Consider the following 21844-nt stretch of genomic DNA (forward strand, 5'->3'; position numbering starts at 1 on the left):
GCAACCGAAGAGGGAGGCGACGGACGGCCGATGCGATGGTCATGGGACAAGTCCTCCGGCAGGAACGAAGCGGTGGCGACAGCGGGTGACAAGTACGAGCTTCGCCGTTCCGCGCCCTGCTGCCATCTGCCGTTCGGCACATATTCGCGGCCCTCGTCCGTCAGTACCGCAGGTGCCGTTCGGCAGATGGCAGCGGCCCCCGTCAGCCCATAGCCCTGCCAAAGAGGCCTACCGCACGGGCAGGACGCAGCGGGTCCGCCAGCCCGGCGGCCGGTACGGGCCGGCGTCCAGCGCCCCACCCTGGGCGGCGACCCGTTCGGCGAGCCCCGCCAGCCCGGTGCCGCCGCTGCCCTGGCGACGCCGGCGCAGGCCCTTCGGGCCGCGTCCACGCCCGCCGTCGTCCGTCACCGACAGCTCGACCGACCGGCCGTCCGGGCCGATCGCGACCCGAACGACCACCGCTGCGGCGCCGGGTGCGTGCCGTCGCACGTTGGTCAACGCCTCCAGTACCACGGCGTACCCGGTGGCCTCGCCCTCGGGGGACAGCAACCCGGCCGTGTCCGGCGCCGAGTCGAGCGTGGCCCGGGTGGTGCCGGTCGTCGTGAAGCGGCCGACCAGCTCCGGGAGATCGGCCAGTCCGTGCATCCGGGTGGCGCCGACGGCCCGGCCCTGACCCGTCTCGTCGACCTGCGGGTCGCGCAGCGCGCCCACCATCGCGTCCATCGAGTCCAGGGCCCTCAGCCCGGCCTCCTCCAGCCGGCGCAGCAGCGCTGCCGTCTCCTCCGGACCCGCACCGGGAAGTTGGCCGGCCTGTGCCTCCAGCACGATGCCGGTGATCTCGTGCGCGACGAAGTCGTGGAGGCCGCGCGCCACTTCGAGGCGCTGCTCGCGGCGGGCACCGATCACCGCACCCTCCCGCCGGGTGTCCAGGGCACGCAGGTAGAGACCGGCCCCGGCGACTCCGGCGACCGGGAGGACGGAGAACAGAACAGCGACCAGCGAACCCGTCCAACCGGCGTCCGGCACCCGCAAGGTGAACCGGAGCGGCACCAGGAGCACGGCCAGGCCCGCCACTGCCCCGACCGGTCCGGCCCACCGCCCCCGGACCCGTCGCGTCGCCCGCCCGAGCAGCACCAGCAGGGCGGACCACTCGACGGGCAACCAGAAGGCGGGGAGCCGGTAGGGGCCGGAGTAGGCCGCGTCCAGTGCCAGCGAGGCCACCGCCGCCGCCGCGGCCGCCCCCGCGAGCGCCACCCGGCCGACCGGCCACGGCAGGATCGCCGACGCCACGGCCAGCGCCGCCGTCACGGCGACGAGCAGCGCGGCCGCGTGTTCCCCCGGGTGCGCCAGCAGGACGGGCGCCACCACCCCGAGGACGGCCACGACGCACAGCAGTCGACGAAGGCGACCCGCGAGGGCGACCGGGGCCGGCGACCGGGACGGGACCAGGGCCGGGGGCGGCCCCGAAGCCCGGGCGGACGACGGCGAGCCGGACGTCACTGGGCCGGACGCGGCCGAGGCCGTACCGGACGGCGCCGGCGGTTCGGTACGCATGCGCCCGAGCCTACGGCCCCGCCCTCGGGCACCGGCCCGGCCCCGAGCCGCTCAAGCGGTGGTACGGCCGCACCCCTGAACGCCGACAGCCGCGCCATCGGCCGGGCCGGTTCCGGACCACGTCCGACTGCCCTCTCCCGAACCGCCGGGGCAGGGTAGCGTTCATCGCTGCCGGCAGCGGCATCTTGACCGTTCGGGGCCGACACCCCACCGGCCCGCCCCCGGAGGAGCCTCCCATGACCGACGACCGCCCGCCCGCAGGCAGCCCGGGACGCCACCGGTCGACCCCGGGCCGGCTGCTCCCCCGGGCAGCCGGCCGATGACCGGCGCCGTGGCCGACTACCGCCGACTCGCCGCCGTCGGACCGTACTTCGCCCTGGACGCCGCCGCCTCGCCCGCCGAGGTGCCGCCGGCGGGGTTCCGCCCGCTGCGCGAGCTGTACGCGCAGGGGCCGGACGGGCCGCTGGCGGAGCGGGTTCGGGTGGTGGCCCGAAGGCTCGGCACCGCCGAACTCCGGGTGGCGGCCTCGATCCTGCACCTCGGACTGGCCGCGCGGTTCTGTTCGGTGGGCCTCGGCTCCGCCGTCCTGTTGGGCACGGTGCCGGCGCTGGATCCCGACCGGGCCCAGGTGCGCGTGCCCGAGCAGGGCCCGATCGATCTCTGGACGCCGTACGAGACGCACGAAGCGTCCGAGACGCACAGACCGCGCGAGCACCTGGCCGACCGGCTCCACCAGGTGCTCGTCCAGGGCCAGTTGGCGCCGCTCGCGGCCGCCGTCCGGGCCGCCGTGCCGCTCGCCGGCAAGCTGCTCGACGGCAATGCCGCCTCCGCGTTGGCGGGAGCCCTGCGGATGGTCGAGGCCCACGCGGCCCCCGGTGGGGCCCGTGCCCTCGTCGCGGAGCTGCTCCGCCGGCCTCCGCTGGCCGGCACCGGGACGCTGCGCAGCACCGGTTTCCGGCGGACCAGTTGCTGCCTCTACTACCGGGTCGGCCCGGGCGCGGGTGTCTGCGGCGACTGCTGCTTCGACAGCCCTCCCCGCCGCCCCTGATCCCGTGCCCCGGGAGGGGGCGACCGGCCGCGCGATACCTCTCCTTTCGGAGGTCAGGTCCGCGACGGTCGGCGTCCCACCTGCCCGGGGTCAGTCGTCACCGAGCCGCAGGCGGCCGCGGACGAGGTGGCGCACGCAGGCGACGGTGTGCGCCTCGGCCGCCGCACGGGCTCCCGGGCCGTCCCCGGCGACCACCGCGACCAGGATCTCCCGGTGCTCCTCGACGAGCCGCTCCCGGTCGGGGGCGTAGGGCGCCGGCAGCCAGAGCACCGGGGCGAGTTCCGCCTGGAGCCGGACGGCCAGTCGGGTGAGGCGTGACGACTGGGCGGCGACGGCGAGTTCGATGTGGAAGCGGGTGTCGGCGCGCCGCCGCTCGGCCGGGGTCGCGGCCTCCCGCAGCAGGGCGATGAGACGGGCGAGGCGGGCGGCGAGGTCGGCGGGGGCGGCGCGTTCGGCGGCCAGCCGGGCGGCGGTACCGGAGACGGCGAGCTCCTCGTCGCCCAGGTCCCGCAGCTCGACGGTCCCGAGTGCGCGCAGCCGGGCCAGTTGGCGGCCGACGGGTTCCTCGGCCGGGCTGCGGACGAAGCTGCCGCCCCGGCGCCCGCGCCGGGTCTCGATCAGCCCGGTGTCGCGGAGCAGGGCGAGGGCCTCGCGGAGGGTGCCGTTGGCGACTCCGAGCCGCTCGGCGAGTTCGTTCTCGCTCGGCAGCTGCTGACCGTCCGTCACCAGTCCGAGTGAGATCGCCTCGGTGATCCGCCGGGCGACGGCATCGGCCCGCCCGAGGTCGGCGAGGGGCGCGAGAACGGTGTTGAGCAGCGCCGTCGCGCTCTCGACGGTCGTCACGGCGAACCTCCCCGAGCGCCGTCCTGCCACGTGGCCCGGCGGGGTGGACGTGGCCGGTCGGGCACTCTTGCCGATGAACACTCAATCTCGTATGTTTCCCGCACCCTCGCCCCGAGCGTCACGTCACGATCCCAGGAGCCGGTCATGACCGATGCCAGCGCATGTGCCGCCACCCACGACGGCCGGTCCGCTCCTCCCCTGCCGCCGGACGCCGACGCGCGGCGGCTGGCCTCGCTCGGCTACACCTCCGAGTTCAGGCGCGACATGAGCCCGTGGGCCAACTTCTCCCTCGGTTTCACCTATCTCTCCCCGGTCGTCGGCGTCTACACACTCTTCGCCGCCTCCCTCGCGACGGCCGGCCCGCCGATGATCTGGAGCTTCCTGGTCGCCGGGGTGGGCCAGTTGCTCGTCGCGCTGGTGTTCGGCGAGGTGGTCGCCCAGTACCCGGTCGCGGGCGGCGTCTACCCGTGGTCGCGCCGGCTCTGGGGGCGCAAGTGGGGCTGGATGACCGGCTGGGTGTACCTGGTGGCGCTGATGTCGACCATCGCCGCCGTCTCCTACGGTGCCGGACCCTACGTGGCCGCGCTGTTGGGCGTCGAGCCGAGTACCGCGACGACCGTCTGGTGCGCGCTCGGCCTGCTGCTGCTCGCCACGGTGGTCAACCTCGGCGGGACCAAGGTGCTCTCGGCGGCGGCGGTGTTCGGCTTCACGGCCGAACTGCTCGGGGCGCTCGCGGTCGGCGGCTGGCTGTTGGTCACCCACCGCCACCACGGGCTCGGCGTGGTCCTCGACCGGTTCGGCGCGGCCGAGGGCGGCTCGTACACCGACGCCTTCCTGGCCGCCGGGCTGATCGCGGTCTTCCTCTACTTCGGCTTCGAGGCCTGCGGCGACGTGGCCGAGGAGGTGCCCGACCCGGGCCGGCAGATCCCCAGGGCGATGCGGCGGACGATCTACGTCGGCGGCAGTGCCGCGATCGGTGTCAGCCTGGCCCTGGTGACGGCGATCCCCGACATCGGCGCGGTGGTCTCCGGCGCCGAGACCGACCCGGTGGCGGCGGTGCTGCACGACGCCTTCGGCGCCACCGGCGCCCGGGTGGTGATCGGCGTGGTGCTGCTGTCCTTCCTGTCCTGCGTGCTGAGCCTGCAGGCCGCGGCCAGTCGTCTGACGTACTCCTTCGCCCGGGACCGGATGATCGTCGGCAGCCGGCTCCTCGCCACCGTCTCCGACCGGCTGCGCGTGCCGCCGTACGCGCTGCTGCTTGCCGCCGCACTGCCGGGCGTGATCATCGTGTCCGCCTCGGCGCTCTCCGGCGGGGCCCTGACGAAGATCATCTCTTTCTCCAGCATCGGCATCTACCTGGCGTTCCAGATGGTGGTGCTCGCCGCCCTGCGGGCCCGGCTGCGCGGCTGGCGGCCCGACGGCGAGTACCGACTGGGCCGCTGGGGCCTGCCGGTGACGATCGGCGCCCTGGTGTACGGGGTCGCGGCCATCGTCACCATCTGCTGGGGCCGCACCCCGGACGCCGCCTGGTACGACAACTACCTGGTGCTGCTCACCGCGGTGGTCGTGCTCGCCACCGGCGGGCTCTACCTGGTGGCGGCCCGGCCGCACCTGCGCGGGGACGCGCCGTCCGGCGACGCGCTCGCCGGCTCCCCCGCCGCCGACTGACGGGCCCGCGCGGCCGCCTCGCACACGACCGGCCCGCACACGACCGGCCCGCGGTGCGGCCCGCGCCCGGCCTGTCCGGGGCCGGGCGCGGGCCGCCGCTCCCCACCCGCCACCGATGCCCGTGGCGGCGGGTGAAGCCTTCCGGCGTCGCGGTCAGACCGCGACCACCTCCTCGATCTCCTCCTCCGCCTCCCCCGCCGTCTCCGCCTCGGCCTTCCGACCGGTGCGGACCCGGGCGCGCCGCTCGTACCCGGCCGCGCCGGCCATCACCGCGCAGCCCAGCAGCAGCCAGAGCACCAGGGTCAGCACGTGCCCGCCGAGGCCGGCACCGCCGTCGAAGTACAGGACGCTGCGGGCACCCTCCAGGAATCCGGCGCCGGTCCAGAACGCGTGCAGGCCGCCGAAGAACCCGTTCTGCAGCTCGGGCCGGTAGATGCCGCCCGAGGTGGTGAAGTTCAGCATCACGAACAGCACCATCATGGTCAGCGTGGTCCAGCGCTTCAGGAAGCTGTGCAGGCCGATGCCGATCGCGACGACACCCGCCGAGTACAGCCAGCCGAGTGCCCAGACGGCCACCAGGTCGTGGTCCACCACGTGGAAGACCGGTCCGGCGGTGACGATGCCGATCACGCTCACCGCCAGCGAGACGGCGAGCCCGACCAGGGCCCGGATCCGCATGGCGAGCGCGGCGCCCGCCGCGCCGATCACCGCGACGCTCGCGTAGGAGCCGATGCTGAGCGCGACGAGCAGGAAGAACAGGCCCTGACCGGTCGGGTCGCCCTTGCTGGGCGTGGTCAGGTCGGTGACGGTCAACGGCACGCCCTGCGTGTCGGTGACGTTCTGGAAGACCGCCTCCGCCGCCATCGCCGAGGTGTCGGACCCGCCCTTGGCGACGATCAGTTCGGGGCTCCGGGCGTCCGGCAGGAACGCGCCGACCAGTTCCCGGTCGCGCAGCCGCTGCTCGGCGGCCTCCCGGCTGGGCAGGGTGCTGACGTCGAGCGCCGGGCCGGCCTTGGCCCGGACGGCGTCCGCGAGCCCCTGGGCCTGCGCGGAGGTGCCGACGACGGCGACCTTCAGATGGTGCGGCTCGGGCTGGTGGAACGCGCCCTGATAGGCGAGCGCCATGCCCAGGCACATCAGCAGCGGGGTGAGGAGGTGAACGGCGAGGTGCTTGAGTGAGTGCCCCAGGGTGGGCGCCGCGGCGGTGGTCCGGGGTGAGCTCATGGCGTTCGTTTCGTCCTTCGGTGCCGCATCCGATAAAGGATGGTAAATGCAACTATCTGGATGCAGTCCACAACTACTTCCGGGGCGAGCGGAACCCCGGCCCCCGCCGCGGGCCCCACCCGGGGCAGCTCACCCCCGACCGGCCCCCCGACCGGGCCCCACCCCCGACCGGCTCACCCCAGCTCGAACACCCCGTACGAGAACCCGTCCGCCCGCAGCCCGCCGTCGACCACCCGCACCCCCTGCACGTCCAGCGGCCGCACCACGCCCCGGCCGGCCGCGCCGGCCGCGCCGTCCGGCAGCGCCGACCCAAGCGGCACCACGCCCGGCTCCCGCCGCGGATTGACCACCACCAGGTACCGCCCCGCCCGGGTGTACACCAGCGGGTACCCGGCACCGCGGACCTCGACCGTGCCGCCCGCACCCAGCCCCGGGCACGACCGCCGGAGCGCGATCAGACGCCGGACGGTGTGCAGCAGCGAGGTCGGGTCGGCCCGCTGGGTGGCGACGTCCGGGCGGTGCGGATCGGGGTCGACCGGTAGGTAGAGCCGATCGGCGGGAGCGGTGGAGAAGCCGGCGTTCACCCCGGGCTCCCACTGCATCGGCGTGCGCGAGCCGGCCCGGTTGTACCGCGGACCGAGCACGCTGCCCTCCACGTCGGGCAGACCGGGCAGGTACCGCATGCCGATCTCGTCGCCGTAGTAGACCGCGGGCAGGGTGGGCCAGGTGAGCTGGAAGGCGAAGGCGGGGGCGAGCTGCTCGGCGGTGCGCGGGCCGGTGGCGAGCCGGGAGAAGTCGTGGTTCGCGGTGGGCAGCGCGATGTACCCGGCGCCTTCGGTGAGTTCGGCCGCGTCGCGCCACGCGTCGAGGAAGACCTGCGGGGTGCCCCGGCCCTCGGCCTCGAAGTAGCAGGGCCCCTGCTTCCAGTACTCCTCGACCGTGCCGGCGCCGTTGTTCCAGAGCGAACGCAGCGGCAGGCCGTGGTCGGCGCCGCCGAACTGGAGGAAGAAGTCGGCGTGGAAGCCGGCCGCGACGGCGGTGGCCGGGTCGCCCCACTCGGCGAGCAGCGCGGCCTGCGGGTGGGCGCGGTCGAGCCAGTCGCGCAGCCCGGTCCAGAGCTTGGCGGTCTCGACGAACCCCGGGTCGTCCTTGACCAGCGAGGAGGCCATGTCGACGCGGAAGCCGGCCAGGCCGAGGTCCAGCCAGTGCGCCATGATCCCGCGCAGTGCTGCGCGGTTGGCCCGCGGACCGTCGGCGTCCACCGGCTGACGCCAGGGCTGGTCCGAACTGCTCCGCGCGTAGCCGAAGTTGAGCGCGGGCTGGCAGTCGAAGAAGTTCGGCCGGTACCAGCCGGGGCGGCTGCCGGGCGAGGCGACGAAGCCGTCGACCGGCCGGTCCGCCCAGATGTAGCGGTGGTCGCCCGGGTCCTCCGCGGCGGCCAGGAACCAGGGGTGCCGGTCGGAGGTGTGGCCGGCGACCAGGTCGAGCAGGATCCGAATGCCCCGGCGCCCTGCCGCCTCGACCAGCGCGGCCAGGTCCTCGGTGGTCCCGTAACGGGGCGCGGGCGCGAGGTAGTCGCTGATGTCGTACCCGGCGTCGCGGAACGGGGAGTCGAAGCAGGGGTTCAGCCAGACCGTGTTCACGCCGAGCCAGGCCAGGTGGTCGAGACGCTCGGCGATGCCCGCGAAGTCGCCGATGCCGTCGCCGTCGGAGTCGGCGAAGGTCTGCGGATAGATCTGGTAGAGGACGGCGTCGGCCAGCCAGTCGGGGCCGGGGCGGGTCGAGGTCATGGGGTGGAGCCTCCTGCCGGGTGCCGGGGTCCGGATCCACCGATTCTCGTCCAATCCCGGCCGTCCCGACAGTCCTCGTCCGGCACTTCCCGCTCGCCGGCCCCTGCCCCCCGGACCCGCTCCCCGAAACCCGCCTCCCGACCCCGGCCCGACCCCGCACCCCCACTCCGGCCCGACCCCGAACCCCGACCCCGAAACCGCGTCCCGACCCCCGACCCGCCCCCGGACGCCCCGCCCTGCCGGCTACCGCCCGCCCACCGCGCAGGCCTGGGTGAACACCTTGGCGCGCCGGGTGATCTCGGCCCAGTCCCCGGCCGCGACGACGTCCGGCGCCACCACGTCCGTCCCCGCGCACACCGCGAGCGCGCCCTGCGCGAGGAACTCCGCCGCGTTGCCCGCGTTGACGCCCCCGGAGGCGACCAGCGGGACGTCCGGGTACGGGCCGCGCAGGTCCTTGAAGTACCCGGGCCCGAACGCCCGCGCCGGGAAGATCTTGACGGCGGCGGCGCCGAGGTCCACGGCCTGGGCGACCTCGGTGGGGCTGAGCGCGCCCAGCACGACCGGCACCCGGGCGGCGTGCGCGGCCCGTGCCACGTCCGGCCGGAGCCCGGGGGTGACCAGGAACGAGGCACCGGCGGCGATCGCCTCCTCGGCCTGCTCCGCGGTCAGCACGGTACCGACCCCGACCCGCCGGCCCTCCCGTGCGGCGCGCCGCAGATGAGTCGTCACATCCGGTGTGGTGTACGTGAATTCGGTCAGGTTGATGCCGCCCTCGGCGAGCGCGGCGCAGAGTGCGACGGCGTCCGGTATCCGGGGCGCGCGGACGACGGCGATGACGGGCGAGGCGGCCAGCACCGCCCGGAGCCGGGCGAGCACGGAAGATGTCGGGTTCACAGGGTTCGGGTTCACAGGGCTCGGGTTCCTCGATCGGTTCGGCGCAGGGCGCGCCCGGGGCGGGCGCCCGTGGTGCGGCCCTGCGCGACGACGGCGGTGCCGTTGACGTAGACGTACTCGATCCCGGCGGCGGGCCGCCGGGGCTGCTCGAAGGTGGCGCCGTCCTGGACGCGTTCGGGGTCGAAGAGCACCAGGTCGGCGTGGAATCCGGGAGCGATCCGGCCGCGCCGGTCCAGCCCCAGCCGGGCAGCCGGCCGGCCGGTCATCCGGGCGATCGTCTGCTCCAAGGTCAGCACACCCAACTCCCGGCTGTAGTGCCCGAGGTAGCGGGGGAACGTCCCCCAGGCGCGGGGGTGCGGCCGGGCTCCGACCAGCAGCCCGTCACTGCCGACGGTGTGCGCGCGGTGGCGCATGATCGCCCGGACGTTCTCCTCGTGGCCGACGTGCTGGAGGATCGTGGTGGCCAACTCGTCCCGGCACAGCAGGTCGAGGAAGACCTCCGTCCCGCTGCGGCCCTGCTCGACGGCGAGTTCGGCGACGGTCCGGCCGACCGCCCCGGCCAGCTCCGGGTCGCGGACGCCGGAGAGCTGGATGGTCGCCCAGTCGGTGACCACCCCGTGGCAGCCGTCGCTGCCCTTCTCCTCCACCTCGTACCGGATCCGCTCGCGCGCGTCCGCGTCGCCGAGCCGGGCCAGGGTGGCCTGCGGGCCGCCCTCGGTGGCCCAACCGGGCAGCAGGGCGGCCAGCGTGGTGGAGCCGGGCAGGTACGGGTAGCTGTCCAGGGTGAGGTCGACGCCGTCGGCGAGTGCCCGGTCGACGAGGTCGAGCAGTTCGCCGGCCCGCCCCTGGTTGACGCCGAAGTTCATCGTGGCGTGGGTCAGGTGCAGCGGGCAGCCGGCCCGCCGGGCGATCTCCACCATCTCGGCGTAGCCCTCCAACGCCCCGGCCCCGTAGGAGCGTTGGTGCGGCGCGTGGTAGCCGCCGTACGTGGCGACCACCCGGCAGAGCGCGACCAGTTCGGCGGTGTCGGCGTACATCCCGGGCGTGTAGGTCAGGCCGCTGGAGAGGCCGACCGCGCCCTCGTCCAGGCCCTGGGCCAGCAGTTCGCGCATCCGGTCGAGTTCGGCGGCGCTCGGCGCCCGGTTCTCCCAGCCCATGGCGAGCATCCGCAGCGAGCCGTGCGGGACGAGGTAGCAGGCGTTGACGGCCGGACCGGTCCGGTCCAGTCGGTCCAGGTACCCGCCGACGGTGCGCCAGTCCCAGTCGAAGCCCTCCGGATCGCCGTTCCAGCCGGCGATCTGCCGGCGCAGCGCCGGCAGCGTGCGGTCGTCCACCGGTGCGTACGAGAGCCCGTCCTGGCCGAGGACTTCGCAGGTCACGCCCTGGGTGACCTTGGCGGGGTGGTCGGGTTCGAGCAACAGGGCGAGGTCGGAGTGGGCGTGCATGTCGATGAAGCCGGGGGCCAGCACCAGGCCGTCGGCGTCCACCTCACGGGCGGCGCCGAGGCCGTGCCCGATGTCGGTGATCCACCCCTGTCCGATCCGGACATCGGCCCGGTACCGGTCGGCCCCGGTGCCGTCGACGACGGTGGCCCCCTTCAGGACGAGGTCGCCGCCCGTGAGGTGACGATCCATCAGAAATAGGTCCTGACCAGGCCGGTGACCTTCGGCTCGGCGGCGGAGGCGTCGTCCAGCACCGGGATCAGCGTCCACTTGTCGAAGGCGGTGCACGGGTGGGAGACCCCGAGCCGCAGGACGGCGCCGATCGGCGCGAGGTCGCCCGCGTCCCGCAGGAAGGCGTGCTGGTCGTTGAGCGCGGTGATCCGGGCCGCCGTTCCGGTCAGCACCGCTCCGCCCCGGACGAGTTGCGGCTCCGGCAGGCCCTCGTCGAAGGGCAGGTCGCGCTTTCCGGCGTCCAGCAGCGCCAGCTGCGGCTCGGGCCGGGAGACCACCCGCGCCCAGCCGTGCAGCGCGCCGCGGAAGGCCGCCGGACCGGCGCCCCGGACCAGGGGCGAGATCCCCCGGTAGAAGCCGTCGTCGTGGGCGATGTAGGCGCCGGAGCGCAGGACGACCGCGGCCTCCGGCAGCGCGGCCAGTTCCTCGACCACCAGGTCGAAGTAGGCACTGCCGCCGGCCGTGACCATCGGCCGGGTCCCGTCGGCGTAGGCGCCGGCCAACCGCCCGTGCAGGTCGGCGAGCGCGCGCAGATAGCCGCGGACGGTGGCCAGTCCGTCGGCGGTCGCGTCGTGGGCCAGCGCGCCCTCGTAGCCGCCGATGCCCGCCAGCCGCAGCGTCGGCGCGCGCCGCACCGCAGCGGCGACCTCGACGGCCGCGTCCACGCCCCGCGTGCCGGTGCGCCCGCCGGGGCCGCCGAGTTCGACCAGCACCTCGACCGGCCGTTCGGCGCCGGCCGCGCGCAGCGCCTCGTCCATCAGCCGGACGCTCTCGGTGGAGTCCACCCAGGAGACGAAGGCGAACGAGGGGTCCGCGGCCAGTTCGGCGGCGAGCCAGCCGAGCCCGGCGGGGTCGAGCAGGGTGTTGGCGAGCAGGATCCGCTGGACGCCGAACGCCCGCGCCACCCGGACCTGCGGCAGGTTGGCCAGGGTGATGCCGTGGCTGCCGGCGTCGAGCTGCGCCTGCCAGAGCGCGGGCGCCATCGTCGTCTTGCCGTGCGGGGCGAGGGCGACGCCCGCCTTGGCGCACCAGTCGGCCATCGTCCGCACGTTGTGGTCGAGCGCGGCGGCGTCCAGGGTGAGCAGCGGGGTGCCGAACCCGGCGAGGGTGGGGCCGGTGGCGAGGTAGTCGCGCACCGTCGACCCCCAGGCGGCGGGCGGCAGCGCCTTGAAGCGCCAGTCGAGCACCTCGTCGGCGAGGGCCGCCACCGCGCCGGTGTCGATACCCGGCCCGGTGCCGCTGCTTGCGAAGGTCTGGTCCACCATCTTCTCCTTACGTGTTGCAACATGTGCAACGAGGGTTGCACATGCTGGCATCACGGTTCTAGCATCGGCGCCGGACGAAGGTCAACGGAAACGGTCAGCCGCAGCACACGAGGAGCCCACCAGATGCCCCGACAGGACGCCGCCGTGAGCTCGGGCACCCCGCCGCTCGACAGCCCGACGGCGGACAGCCCGGCGGCGCGGGCCGGACGGGCAGCGGACACGTCGGCGCCGCACACGTCGGCGCCGGACGCCTGGGCACCGGCCGCGTCGGCGGCCTCCCCGACGGCGGTCTGCGTGGGCGAGTCGATGGCCGTCCTGCTGCCGGACCGGCCGGGCCCGCTGGAGGCGGTGGAGAACTTCCACCTCTCGGTCGGCGGCGCCGAGTCCAATGTGGCGGGCGCCCTGGCGGCGCTCGGCGTGTCGAGCGCCTGGATCAGCCGGGTGGGCGACGACGGCTTCGGCCGCCGCCTGGTCGGCGAGGTCGCCGCCCGCGGGGTGGACGTCTCGGCGGTCGCCGTCGACCCGCACCGCCCGACCGGCCTCTACCTCAAGGAGGTCGGCGGCTCCAGCGGCGCCCGGCACGACCTCGGCCCCGGGCGCAGCCGGCTGCACTACCACCGGCGCGGCTCCGCCGCCTCCGCGCTCTCCCCCGCCCTGCTGGACGACCCGGCCGCCGTCCGGCTGCTGGCCGGCGCCCGGCTGCTGCACCTGTCCGGCATCACGGCGGCCCTGTCGGACGACTGCCTGGCCCTGCTGCGCGCCCTGCTCGCCGAGCGCCGGCCCGGCCGGCTGACCAGCTTCGACCTGAACTGGCGCCCCGCCCTCTGGCTCGACCGTGACCCGGCCGTCCTCCCCCCGCTGCTGGACGCGGCCGATCTGCTGCTGCTCGGCGCCGACGAGGGCGAGGCCGCCTTCGGCACCGGCGACCCGCTGGCACTGCGCCGCCGCTTCCCCTCCCCCGCCACCGTGGTGGTCAAGGACGCCGCCCGGACGGTCACCGCGCTGGAGCGGGACGGCACGGCCGTCACCGAGCCGGCCCTCGCCGTCGAGGTGGTCGAGGCCACCGGAGCGGGCGACGCCTTCGCCGCCGGCTACCTCGCGGCCACCCTGCGCGGCCTGGACCAGCACCGTCGGCTGCGGCTGGGCCACCTCAGCGCCGCCTGCGCGCTCACCGCCCACGGGGACCAGGCCGAGCTGCCGCCCGCACCGGTGGTCACCGCACTGCTGAACGCCTCCCCCGGGGACTGGACCGCCACCCGCGTCTCGGCGGATGGCATCGTGTCCCCCGTACTGCCCGCGGCGGTGCCGCCCGGGCCGGTCCCGTCCGCGTCGGCGGGGTCGGCGACCGGGGGCGGGGCCCCCGACCACCGACCGGCCGCCTCCCCGGCCCTTGGAGCACGATGAGCCAGACCGTCACCCGCGCCCTGCGCATCCTCGCCGAACTCGGCGAGGGCGAGCGCTCCCTGGACCAGCTCGCCGAGGTGCTCGGCGTGCACAAGACCACGGTGCTGCGGCTGCTCCAGAGCCTTGAGGAGGAACGCTTCGTCTACCGCGACCAGGCCTACCGCTATCACCTCGGCGCCGGCCTCTTCGCCCTCTCCGGCCTCGCCCTGGAGCAGCGCGGCGTCCGCCGGATCGCCGCCCCGCACCTGGCCGAGCTGAACGCCGCCACCGGCCAGACCGTGCACCTGGCCGCGTACGAGGGCGGCGAGGTCGTCTACATCGACAAGTACGACTCGCGGCACCCGGTCAGGATGTACTCGCGGATCGGCCTGCGGGCGGCCCTGCACAGTGCCGCCGTCTCCAAGGTGCTGCTCGCCGACCTTCCGGTGCCCGAGCGGCGCCGGGTGGTGGCCGGCATCGACTTCACCCCGCACACCGCCCGCACGTTGACCACTCCCGAGGCGCTGCTCGCCGAACTGGACAAGGTCGCGGCCCAGGGCTGGGCGCAGGACCACGCCGAGCACGAGGCCTTCATCAACTGCGTGGCCGCGCCGATCCGGGACGCCAGCGGACGGGTGGTCGCCGCCGCCTCGATCTCCGTCCCCGACGTCGTCCTCCCCTACGAGCAGGTGCTGGAGCTGCTGCCCCAACTGCTCGCCACCGCCCGCGCCGTCTCCGCCGACTGCGGCCAGACCCCCCGGACCGGCTGACCCCCCGGACCGGCTGACCCCGCGGACGGCCGACCCGAACCGGCCGACCCCGCTGACCGGCCGGCTCCCGAACCGCCCGAACCGCCACCCCGCCCCACCAACCGAGGAACCTCATGAGCGACAAGACCGAGATCCGCACCGACGGCGCCCCCGCCCCGGCCTGGATGTTCTCCCAGGGCGTCCGCAAGGGCCCCATCCTGCAGGTCTCCGGCCAGGGCCCGCAGGACCCGGCCACCGGCGAGTACCTGTACCACGGCGACGTGAAGGCGCAGACCCGCCGGACCCTGGAGAACGTGAAGGCGATCGTGGAGGCCGGCGGCGCCACCATCGAGGACGTGGTGATGTTCCGCGTCTACCTGACCAAGCGGGCCGACTTCCCGCTGATGAACGAGGTCTACGCCGCGTTCATCGAGGAGAACGTCAAGCCGGGCGGGGTGAAGCCCTGCCGCACCACGATCTTCGTCGAGCTGCCGCAGGAGCCGATGCTGGTCGAGATCGACGCGCAGGCCGTGATCGGCTGAGCCGCGACGCGACGCGAAGGGGGGCTCGGACGCTCGTCCGGCCCCCCTTCGCGCACCGCACGGTCACCGTCCGACGGTGGCCGCCTCCTCGACGCCCGCACCACCGGGCGCCGCGACCGCACCACCGGGCGCCACCGCCGCGCCGCCACGCGCCACGACCCGGCCGCCGGCACCGCCGGCCCGCCGCTCCAACGCACCGGAGAGCAGCGCGATCCCCAGGGCGAGCGCGGCCATCAGCCCGCCCACCCAGTTCGGCGCGTCGTAGCCGAGGCCGGACGAGATGACCAGCCCGCCGAGCCAGGCGGCGAGCGCGTTGCCCAGGTTGAAGGCCGCGATATTGGCGGCCGAGGCCAGCGTGGGCGCGCCGGCGGCCTGGTCCATCACCCGCTTCTGCAGCGGCGCGACGGTCGCGAAGCCGAACACCCCGATCAACGGGATGGCGACGATCGCGCCGGTCCTGCTGTGCGAGGCGAGGGTGAAGGCGAAGAGCAGCACCGCCAGCACGGCGAGGATCACGTACAGGCTGCGCATCAGCGCGCGGTCGGCGAACCAGCCGCCGAGCAGGTTGCCGACGAACAGGCCGACGCCGAAGAGGAAGAGCAGCCAGGTCACGCTGGAGGGGGCGAAGCCCGCCATCTCGGTCATCATCGGCGTGATGTAGGTGAACATCGCGAAGATGCCGCCCCAGCCGAGCACCGTCATGCTCAGCGCGAGCCAGATCTGCGGCTTGCGGAAGACGGCCAGCTCCGGACCGAGCCGGGTGTCCGCGACCCTCGGCTGGACGGGGACCAGGGCCGCGATGCCGGCGAAGCCGATCGCGCCGAGCGCCGCGACCACGTAGAAGGTGGAGCGCCAGCCGAAGTGCTGGCCGAGCAGGGTGCCCATCGGGACGCCGAGCACATTGGCGGCGGTGAGCCCGGTGAACATCAGGGCGATGGCGCCGGCCCGCTTGTGCGGGGCGACCAGGTCGGCGGCGACCACCGAGCCGATGCCGAAGAAGGCACCGTGCGCGAAGGCCGCGAGCACCCGGCCGACCAGCAGCAGACCGAAGGCGGGCGCGACGGCGGAAACCAGGTTGCCGGCGATGAACAGGCCCATCAGCATCAGCAGCATCCCCTTGCGGGGGATCCGGGTGCCGAGGACGGTGAGCAGCGGGCCGCCGATCACGACGCCGAGTGCGTAGCCGGAGATGAGCAGGCCGGCGCTGGGGATGGACACCGAGAAGTCGCCGGCGACCTCGGGCAGCAGGCCCATGATCACGAACTCGGTGGTGCCGATGCCGAAGGCGCTGATCGCCAGCGCCAGGAGCGCGAGGGGCATGAGGGGACCGCTTTCCGGAGCGAACAGACGATTGCGTGCGCAACTACCAGCGTCGACAATACGACCGCGCGCCTGATACTTGCAAGCGCCCCCTATCTCCATCTGCAATGGCATCGGCACCACACCCGTCCGCCCCCGCACCTTGCCCTCCCTCGTCGAAGTGATTAGGTTAGGCTCACCTAACTAACGGAGGTCGTCATGAGCCCCAGCCCCGTCGACGTCGAGGCGCCCGAACCCACCGCCGCCGAACGGGTCTGCAGCCTGCTCAGCGCCACCTCCTCGGTGGTGATCCGCGCCTGCGGCGAGCACCACGACCTGGACACCCCGGTATCGGTGCACGGCTCCCGGCTGCGCCTGCGCGCCCCGCTCGACGCGCCGCTCACCCTCGCCGTCACCCGCGAACAGGACGGCCTCGCCGTCGTCCTGGACCTCACCGACATCGCCCCGGTCGCCGTCCGCGACCGGGTCCGCGGCCGCCTCACCCTGGCCGGCCGGCTCCACCTCGCACACCTCGCCGACGACGGCCTCAGCGTCCACCTGCGACTGGACGTCGCGCACGCCGTCCTCTCCACCCCGTACGGCACCACCGCCCTCACCGGTGCCGACCTGTCCCTCGCCGCGCCCGACCCGCTCGCCCGCTTCGAGGCCGCGATGCTCACCCACCTCGCCGACGACCACCCGGACGCCCTCGACCTGCTCACCCGGCTGCTGGACCCGGAGCTGCTCGCCGGACGCCCCGACGTCCGCCCGCTCGCCCTCGACCGGCACGGCCTGGTGCTCCGCCTGGACCACCCGTACGGCCACCGCGACGTCCGCCTGGTCTTCCCCGAACCGGCCCGCGACGCGGACGAGTTCGGCCACCGCGTGCACCAGCTGCTGACCGCCGCGCACGGCGACCTGCCCGCCCACCGGTCCTGACCGAACACCGGACGGATCGACACCGGACGGAGCGACACCGAACGCCCCACCCGGTACCCACCGACCACAGGGTGACGGCCCGTCCGATTCCGGGCGGGCCGACCGCATTCCGGGCGGGCCAACCGCATTTCCGGCGGTCCGGTCACATTCCGTCCGATCCCATCCGGCCTCCGGCCCGGACAGCCGTCCGCTGACCCCGAAAAGCCCTGGAGGGCCAACGCGGCCGCCCCAAGAAAACCCATCGCGACAGGGGGGGTGAACGGACATCAGAACCGGCACCCGATATCCGGTGGCGGAAACGCGCAATGGCCGGCCCGGCTCACGAAGGAAATTCGTGAGCCGGGCCGGCCTGGGCGTGTCCCGCGCCCATGATCCACTGATGGTGCGGCGATCACCCGGTCGAGCGGTCACCCGACATGACCATCCCGGGAGGTCGTTCGCCCCGCACCCAGCGGTGGTCCGACCTCAGGTCAGATGGAGACGCCGTGCGCCCGCAGGTAGGCGATCGGGTCGATGTCCGAGCCGTACTCCGAGCCGGTGCGGACCTCGAAGTGCAGGTGCGGGCCGGTCACGTTGCCGGTCGCGCCGGAGAGGCCGATCTGCTGGCCGGCGGTGACGGTCTGACCGATCTTCACGCCGATCGAGGACAGGTGCGCGTACTGGGCGTACTTCCCGTCGGCGAGCTTGATCTCGACCTCGTTGCCGTAGGCGCCGCCGTTGCCGGCCTTGACCACGGTGCCGGCCGCGATGGCGCGCAGCGGGGTGCCGGTGGAGGCGACGAAGTCGGCACCGGTGTGGTGGCCGGAGGACCACATCGAGCCGGCCACGCCGTAGGCGGTGCCGAGCTTCGGGTTGGCGACGGGGGCGACGTAGCCGGAGGTGGCGGCCACGGCGGCCGGGGCCTGGGTGGCGGCCGGCGCGGCCGGCTTCGCGGCGGGGGCGGCCGGCTTGGTGGCCGGGGCCTGCGCGGGCTTGGCGGCCTGGACCGGCTTCGGCGCGGCGGCCTTGGCGGCCGGCTGCACCGAGTCCTGCGAGGCCTGCGGCTTGGCGGCGGGGGCGGCGGGCTTGGCGGCGGGGGCGGCCGGGGCCGCGGCGGCCTTGGCGCCGAGCGCGAGCTGCTGACCCGGGAAGATGAGGTTCGGGTTGGCGCCGACGACCGAGCGGTTGTGGTCGTACAGCGCCTGCCAGCCGCCCTCGACCTGCTTGGCGTCGGCGATCTTCGACAGGGTGTCCCCGCCGGCGACCTTGTAGGTCTCCTCGGCCGGAGCGGCGGCGGGCTTGGCGGCCTCGGCGGCGGCCGGAGCGGCGGCCTGGGCAGCGGCGGCCGGCGTGGCGTCGACGCTGGTGGCGCCGGTCCAGGTGCTGGTCTGCGCGGGCTTCGCGGCCGGGGCGGTGTGGGCCTGGGCGCTGATGGTGGTCACCAGCGGAAGGGCGAAGGCGGCGCCGGTCACGGCGGTGGCGATGCCGATGCGGGCGGCGCGGGGCAGGGCGATACGACGAGCCTGTGCGGGCATGGGGAACTGTCCTCTCCGACGCCTGCGAGGTGAGCTGTCGGGTTCGGGCTGGAGTTGCCCGGCCGCATAGCGCGGCTTCACCCCAAGCCGGACCGTGAATTCCGGTCCGGCGACTTACCTTTGGGTCCCCCGCTCCTGCCGTACAGAGTTCGGTTCGTACCACCGGGCAGCGGCAGGACTAGGCGTTCCACCCGGTGGCCACCCGGGCCAATGCCGGGCGGTCGCTGAACTAAAGCCCATCCACCCGGGTGAAGCAATGTCGATCTCTTGAATCGACAACCAATGCCGGAAAGATCGTGACACTCCGAATGATCGGCTGCACAGTATGTGCACAATCGATTCACCGCGTGCCACTGATCCGCGACGCTCCGCCGATTTCGATGTCCGTCCGCATGCGATCACCTACGGAAAGCCATCTGCCGACACACCCCCGGTGAGCCTTGTCACGTCGTCTCCCGGGGCGCACGATCGGGCGGTGATGACCCCCTCCGAGGCCGGCACCCTGCGCCTGGGCACCGCGCAGGGCCGCTGGGTCCTCCTGGCGACGGTGCTCGGCTCCAGCATGGCGATGCTCGACGGCACCGTGGTGAACGTCGCCCTGCCCCGGATCGGCACCGATCTCGGCGCCCCGCTCGCCGCCCTGCAGTGGACGCTCAACGCCTATCTGCTCACCCTGGCCGGCCTCATCCTGCTCGGCGGCGCCCTCGGCGACCGCTACGGACGGCGCCGCGTCTTCCTGATCGGTGTGCTCTGGTTCGCCGCCGCCTCGGCGGCGTGCGCCGCGGCGCCCACCATCGAGGTGCTGATCGCCGCCCGCGCGGTGCAGGGCATCGGCGGGGCACTGCTCACCCCCGGCTCACTGGCGATGCTCCAGGCCGTCTTCCACCCGGACGACCGGTCGGCGGCGGTCGGCCTCTGGTCCGGTCTGGGCGGGGTGTCCGCCGCGATCGGCCCGTTCCTCGGCGGCTGGCTGGTGGACGGCCCCGGCTGGCGGTGGATCTTCCTGCTGAACGTCCCGCTCGCCGTCCTGGTGATCGCGGTGGCTTCCCGGCACGTCCCGGAGAGCCGGGACGAGAGCGCGACCGGCCGGTTCGACGCCCTCGGCGCGGCACTGGCCGCGCTGGCCCTGGGCTCGGTCACCTATGCCCTGACGGCCGCGGGCGGCGGGCTCTCGCCGGAGGTCTGGCTGGCCGGCGCGGCGGGGCTGCTGCTGGGCACGGCCTTCGTCGTGGTCGAGCGCCGTGTCCCGGAGCCGATGCTGCCACTCGGCCTCTTCTCCTCCCGGCTGTTCACCGCGGTGAACCTGGTCACCCTCTGCGTCTACGCGGCCTTCAGCGGCGTGTTCTTCCTGCTGGTCGTGCAGTTGCAGATCGTCTCCGGGTTCTCCCCGCTGGTCTCCGGGCTGGCCCTGGTGCCGATCACCGTCCTGATGCTCGCGCTGTCCGCCCGGGCCGGCCGGCTCGGCAAGCGGATCGGCCCGCGACTGCCGCTCACCGTGGGGCCGCTGATCTGCGCGACGGGCGTGCTGCTCATGCTGCGGATCGGCCCGGACGCCTCGTACTGGACGGACGTGCTGCCGGCCGTCACCGTGATGGGCTGCGGGATGGTCCTACTGGTGGCGCCGCTGACCGCGACGGTGCTGGCGGCGGTGGAGGTCCGGCACGCCGGGATCGCCAGCGGCGTCAACAACGCCGCCGCCCGCGCGGCCGGTCTGCTCGCGGTGGCGGCCCTGCCCGCGCTGGCCGGGCTCAGCGGCGACGCGTACCAGGTGCCCGCCTCGGTGGACTCCGCCTTCCGGATCGCCATGCTGATCTGCGCCGGGCTGCTGGCCACCGGCGGAGTGACGGCCTTCACGACGGTCCGGGGCAACGTGCTGGCTCCCGAGGACCACCCGGTCGCCGAGCCGGACTGCCGCTACACCTGCGGCACCAACGGCCCGCCGCTCGATCCGGGCCATGTCGGCGCCGACCACGGCGAAGGCCCCGCCACCGGATCGGCGGCGGGGCCCACGAAGGCCTGACGAGTCGTCAGAGAATGTCACCCGGGGCGTACTTGGCGGCCTCCGGGTAGGCGGCCGCGACGGCCTCCACCTGGCGGACCACCTCGGCGACCTGGGCACCGGCCGCACCGGTGAAGGAGAGCCGGTCGGCCAGCAGCGCGTCCAGCGCGGCCCGGTCCAGCGGCATCCGCTCATCGGCGGCCAGCCGGTCCAGCAGCGCGTTCTCCCGCGCGCCGGCACGCATCGCCAGCGCCGAGGCGACGGCGTGCTCCTTGATGACCTCGTGCCCGGTCTCCCGGCCGACGCCCGCGCGCACGGCGCCCATCAGCACCTTGGTGGTGGCCAGGAACGGCAGGTAGCGGTCCAGCTCGGCCTCGATCACGGCGGGGAAGGCGCCGAACTCGTCGAGGACGGTCAGGAAGGTCTCCAGCAGGCCGTCGAAGGCGAAGAAGGCGTCCGGCAGCGCGACCCGGCGGACCACCGAGCAGGAGACGTCGCCCTCGTTCCACTGGTCGCCGCCCAGCTCGGCGGTCATCGAGGCGTAGCCGCGCAGGATGACGGCCAGACCGTTGACGCGCTCGCAGGAGCGGGTGTTCATCTTGTGCGGCATCGCGGAGGAGCCGACCTGGCCCTCCTTGAACCCCTCGGTGACCAGCTCGTGGCCGGCCATCAGGCGGATCGTCTTGGCCAGGCTGGAGGGCGCGGCCGAGAGCTGGACGAGGGCGGTGAGCACCTCGAAGTCCAGCGAGCGCGGGTAGACCTGGCCGACGCTGATGAGCACGTTGTCGAAGCCGAGGTGGCCGGCCACCCGGCGCTCCAGCTCGGCGAGCTTCTCGGTGTCGCCGCCGAGCAGGTCCAGCATGTCCTGGGCGGTGCCGACCGGGCCCTTGATCCCGCGCAGCGGGTAGCGGGCGATCAGCTCCTCCAGCCGCCGGAAGGCGACCAGCAGCTCGTCGGCGACGGTCGCGAAGCGCTTGCCCAGCGTGGTGGCCTGCGCGGCGACGTTGTGCGACCGGCCGGCCATGACCAGCTCGGAGTGCTGGGCGGCGAGCCGGCCCAGGCGGACCAGCACGGCGACCGTGCGGTCGCGGACGTGCTCCAGCGACTGGCGGATCTGCAGCTGCTCGACGTTCTCGGTCAGATCCCGGGAGGTCATTCCCTTGTGGATCTGCTCGTGGCCGGCGAGGTCGCTGAACTCCTCGATCCGCGCCTTCACGTCGTGCCGGGTGACCCGCTCGCGGGCGGCGATCGAGCCGAGGTCGACCTGGTCGATCACCCGCTCGTAGTCGGCGACGGCACCGGCCGGCACCTCGACGCCGAGGTCCTGCTGGGCCTTCAGGACGGCGAGCCACAGATGGCGCTCAAGGACCACCTTGTGCTCGGGGGACCACAGCTGGGCCAGGGTCGCCGAAGCGTACCGGGAGGCCAGGACATTGGGGATCTGGGGCTTCGCGCTCACG

The 21844-nt window shown here is 74.3% G+C and carries 17 protein-coding genes and 1 riboswitch; of the genes, 7 read left to right on the forward strand and 10 right to left on the reverse strand.

Annotated features, from left to right (window positions below; all coding sequences use genetic code 11):
- Positions 1–228 precede the first annotated feature (228 nt).
- Positions 229–1383 (reverse strand): sensor histidine kinase, encoded by a 1155-nt coding sequence (locus tag ACIQTO_RS12805; protein WP_402386849.1) that lies wholly within the window; start codon positions 1381–1383, stop codon positions 229–231.
- A gap of 490 nt (positions 1384–1873) precedes the next feature.
- Between ACIQTO_RS12805 and ACIQTO_RS12810 the strand changes: the two genes are divergently transcribed.
- The gene (locus ACIQTO_RS12810; protein WP_402386852.1) at positions 1874–2602 is read left to right on the forward strand and encodes a (2Fe-2S)-binding protein; all 729 of its coding nucleotides are present in this window, start codon (positions 1874–1876) and stop codon (positions 2600–2602) included.
- Between the two features lie 90 nt (positions 2603–2692).
- Here the strand turns inward: ACIQTO_RS12810 and ACIQTO_RS12815 are convergent, their stop codons facing one another.
- Positions 2693–3445 (reverse strand): FadR/GntR family transcriptional regulator, encoded by a 753-nt coding sequence (locus ACIQTO_RS12815; protein ID WP_402386855.1) that lies wholly within the window; start codon positions 3443–3445, stop codon positions 2693–2695.
- A gap of 144 nt (positions 3446–3589) precedes the next feature.
- Here ACIQTO_RS12815 and ACIQTO_RS12820 point away from each other — a divergent pair, with 144 nt between their 5' ends.
- The gene (locus tag ACIQTO_RS12820; protein WP_402386858.1) at positions 3590–5113 is read left to right on the forward strand and encodes an APC family permease; all 1524 of its coding nucleotides are present in this window, start codon (positions 3590–3592) and stop codon (positions 5111–5113) included.
- Positions 5114–5266: 153 nt separating this feature from the next.
- On the opposite strand, the gene ACIQTO_RS12825 is transcribed toward ACIQTO_RS12820, so the two are convergent.
- The 5 genes from ACIQTO_RS12825 to ACIQTO_RS12845 form a co-directional block, all read right to left on the reverse strand.
- Positions 5267–6337: a hypothetical protein gene (locus tag ACIQTO_RS12825; RefSeq protein ID WP_402386860.1), complete on the reverse strand. Its 1071-nt coding sequence runs from the start codon at positions 6335–6337 to the stop codon at positions 5267–5269.
- A 173-nt stretch (positions 6338–6510) separates the two neighbouring features.
- Positions 6511–8127 carry an alpha-amylase family glycosyl hydrolase gene (locus ACIQTO_RS12830; RefSeq protein ID WP_402386863.1) on the reverse strand — a complete coding sequence of 539 codons (1617 nt, stop codon included), beginning with the start codon at positions 8125–8127 and terminating at the stop codon, positions 6511–6513.
- Between the two features lie 243 nt (positions 8128–8370).
- Positions 8371–9036 (reverse strand): bifunctional 4-hydroxy-2-oxoglutarate aldolase/2-dehydro-3-deoxy-phosphogluconate aldolase, encoded by a 666-nt coding sequence (locus ACIQTO_RS12835; protein WP_402386866.1) that lies wholly within the window; start codon positions 9034–9036, stop codon positions 8371–8373.
- The gene (locus ACIQTO_RS12840; RefSeq protein ID WP_402386868.1) at positions 9033–10655 is read right to left on the reverse strand and encodes an amidohydrolase family protein; all 1623 of its coding nucleotides are present in this window, start codon (positions 10653–10655) and stop codon (positions 9033–9035) included. Before ACIQTO_RS12840 ends, ACIQTO_RS12835 begins: the two co-directional genes overlap by 4 nt.
- Positions 10655–11959, reverse strand: a complete 1305-nt coding sequence (locus tag ACIQTO_RS12845) for an alanine racemase (protein ID WP_402386871.1) — start codon at positions 11957–11959, stop codon at positions 10655–10657. Before ACIQTO_RS12845 ends, ACIQTO_RS12840 begins: the two co-directional genes overlap by 1 nt.
- Before the next feature lie 123 nt (positions 11960–12082).
- On the opposite strand from ACIQTO_RS12845, the gene ACIQTO_RS12850 reads away from it, so the two are divergent.
- From ACIQTO_RS12850 to ACIQTO_RS12860, 3 genes are all read left to right on the forward strand, one after another.
- Positions 12083–13363: a sugar kinase gene (locus tag ACIQTO_RS12850; protein ID WP_402386874.1), complete on the forward strand. Its 1281-nt coding sequence runs from the start codon at positions 12083–12085 to the stop codon at positions 13361–13363.
- Positions 13360–14112, forward strand: a complete 753-nt coding sequence (locus ACIQTO_RS12855; protein ID WP_402386876.1) for an IclR family transcriptional regulator — start codon at positions 13360–13362, stop codon at positions 14110–14112. Before ACIQTO_RS12850 ends, ACIQTO_RS12855 begins: the two co-directional genes overlap by 4 nt.
- 113 nt (positions 14113–14225) lie before the next feature.
- Entirely contained in the window at positions 14226–14633 is a 408-nt protein-coding gene (locus ACIQTO_RS12860; RefSeq protein WP_380578178.1) for a RidA family protein, read from the forward strand.
- A 63-nt stretch (positions 14634–14696) separates the two neighbouring features.
- Here the strand turns inward: ACIQTO_RS12860 and ACIQTO_RS12865 are convergent, their stop codons facing one another.
- Positions 14697–15953 carry an MFS transporter gene (locus ACIQTO_RS12865; protein ID WP_402386880.1) on the reverse strand — a complete coding sequence of 419 codons (1257 nt, stop codon included), beginning with the start codon at positions 15951–15953 and terminating at the stop codon, positions 14697–14699.
- A gap of 198 nt (positions 15954–16151) precedes the next feature.
- On the opposite strand from ACIQTO_RS12865, the gene ACIQTO_RS12870 reads away from it, so the two are divergent.
- Entirely contained in the window at positions 16152–16871 is a 720-nt protein-coding gene (locus ACIQTO_RS12870) for a DUF2470 domain-containing protein (RefSeq protein ID WP_402386883.1), read from the forward strand.
- A 470-nt stretch (positions 16872–17341) separates the two neighbouring features.
- Here ACIQTO_RS12870 and ACIQTO_RS12875 read toward each other — a convergent pair whose 3' ends face one another.
- Entirely contained in the window at positions 17342–18385 is a 1044-nt protein-coding gene (locus tag ACIQTO_RS12875; protein WP_402386886.1) for a peptidoglycan DD-metalloendopeptidase family protein, read from the reverse strand.
- Between the two features lie 4 nt (positions 18386–18389).
- Positions 18390–18550: riboswitch (cyclic di-AMP (ydaO/yuaA leader) on the reverse strand.
- 313 nt (positions 18551–18863) lie between these two features.
- Between ACIQTO_RS12875 and ACIQTO_RS12880 the strand changes: the two genes are divergently transcribed.
- A complete protein-coding gene (locus ACIQTO_RS12880; RefSeq protein ID WP_402386989.1) occupies positions 18864–20405 on the forward strand; it encodes an MFS transporter in 1542 nt (513 codons plus the stop codon).
- A gap of 7 nt (positions 20406–20412) precedes the next feature.
- Here ACIQTO_RS12880 and purB read toward each other — a convergent pair whose 3' ends face one another.
- Entirely contained in the window at positions 20413–21843 is a 1431-nt protein-coding gene (purB, locus tag ACIQTO_RS12885; protein ID WP_402386888.1) for an adenylosuccinate lyase, read from the reverse strand.
- Position 21844: the final 1 nt, after the last annotated feature.

It is taken from the genome of Kitasatospora sp. NPDC091207, assembly GCF_044768625.1.
Lineage (GTDB): Bacteria > Actinomycetota > Actinomycetes > Streptomycetales > Streptomycetaceae > Kitasatospora.

Excerpts from the sequence above, each read along its gene's own strand:
- ACIQTO_RS12820 (WP_402386858.1), top strand. The coding sequence starts at position 3,590 with ATGACCGATGCCAGCGCATGTGCCGCCACCCACGACGGCCGGTCCGCT.
- ACIQTO_RS12855 (WP_402386876.1), top strand. The coding sequence starts at position 13,360 with ATGAGCCAGACCGTCACCCGCGCCCTGCGCATCCTCGCCGAACTCGGC.
- ACIQTO_RS12845 (WP_402386871.1), bottom strand. The coding sequence starts at position 11,959 with ATGGTGGACCAGACCTTCGCAAGCAGCGGCACCGGGCCGGGTATCGAC.
- ACIQTO_RS12875 (WP_402386886.1), bottom strand. The coding sequence starts at position 18,385 with ATGCCCGCACAGGCTCGTCGTATCGCCCTGCCCCGCGCCGCCCGCATC.
- ACIQTO_RS12850 (WP_402386874.1), top strand. The coding sequence starts at position 12,083 with ATGCCCCGACAGGACGCCGCCGTGAGCTCGGGCACCCCGCCGCTCGAC.
- ACIQTO_RS12860 (WP_380578178.1), top strand. The coding sequence starts at position 14,226 with ATGAGCGACAAGACCGAGATCCGCACCGACGGCGCCCCCGCCCCGGCC.
- ACIQTO_RS12810 (WP_402386852.1), top strand. The coding sequence starts at position 1,874 with ATGACCGGCGCCGTGGCCGACTACCGCCGACTCGCCGCCGTCGGACCG.
- ACIQTO_RS12880 (WP_402386989.1), top strand. The coding sequence starts at position 18,864 with ATGACCCCCTCCGAGGCCGGCACCCTGCGCCTGGGCACCGCGCAGGGC.
- ACIQTO_RS12870 (WP_402386883.1), top strand. The coding sequence starts at position 16,152 with ATGAGCCCCAGCCCCGTCGACGTCGAGGCGCCCGAACCCACCGCCGCC.
- ACIQTO_RS12830 (WP_402386863.1), bottom strand. The coding sequence starts at position 8,127 with ATGACCTCGACCCGCCCCGGCCCCGACTGGCTGGCCGACGCCGTCCTC.
- ACIQTO_RS12825 (WP_402386860.1), bottom strand. The coding sequence starts at position 6,337 with ATGAGCTCACCCCGGACCACCGCCGCGGCGCCCACCCTGGGGCACTCA.
- ACIQTO_RS12865 (WP_402386880.1), bottom strand. The coding sequence starts at position 15,953 with ATGCCCCTCGCGCTCCTGGCGCTGGCGATCAGCGCCTTCGGCATCGGC.
- ACIQTO_RS12840 (WP_402386868.1), bottom strand. The coding sequence starts at position 10,655 with ATGGATCGTCACCTCACGGGCGGCGACCTCGTCCTGAAGGGGGCCACC.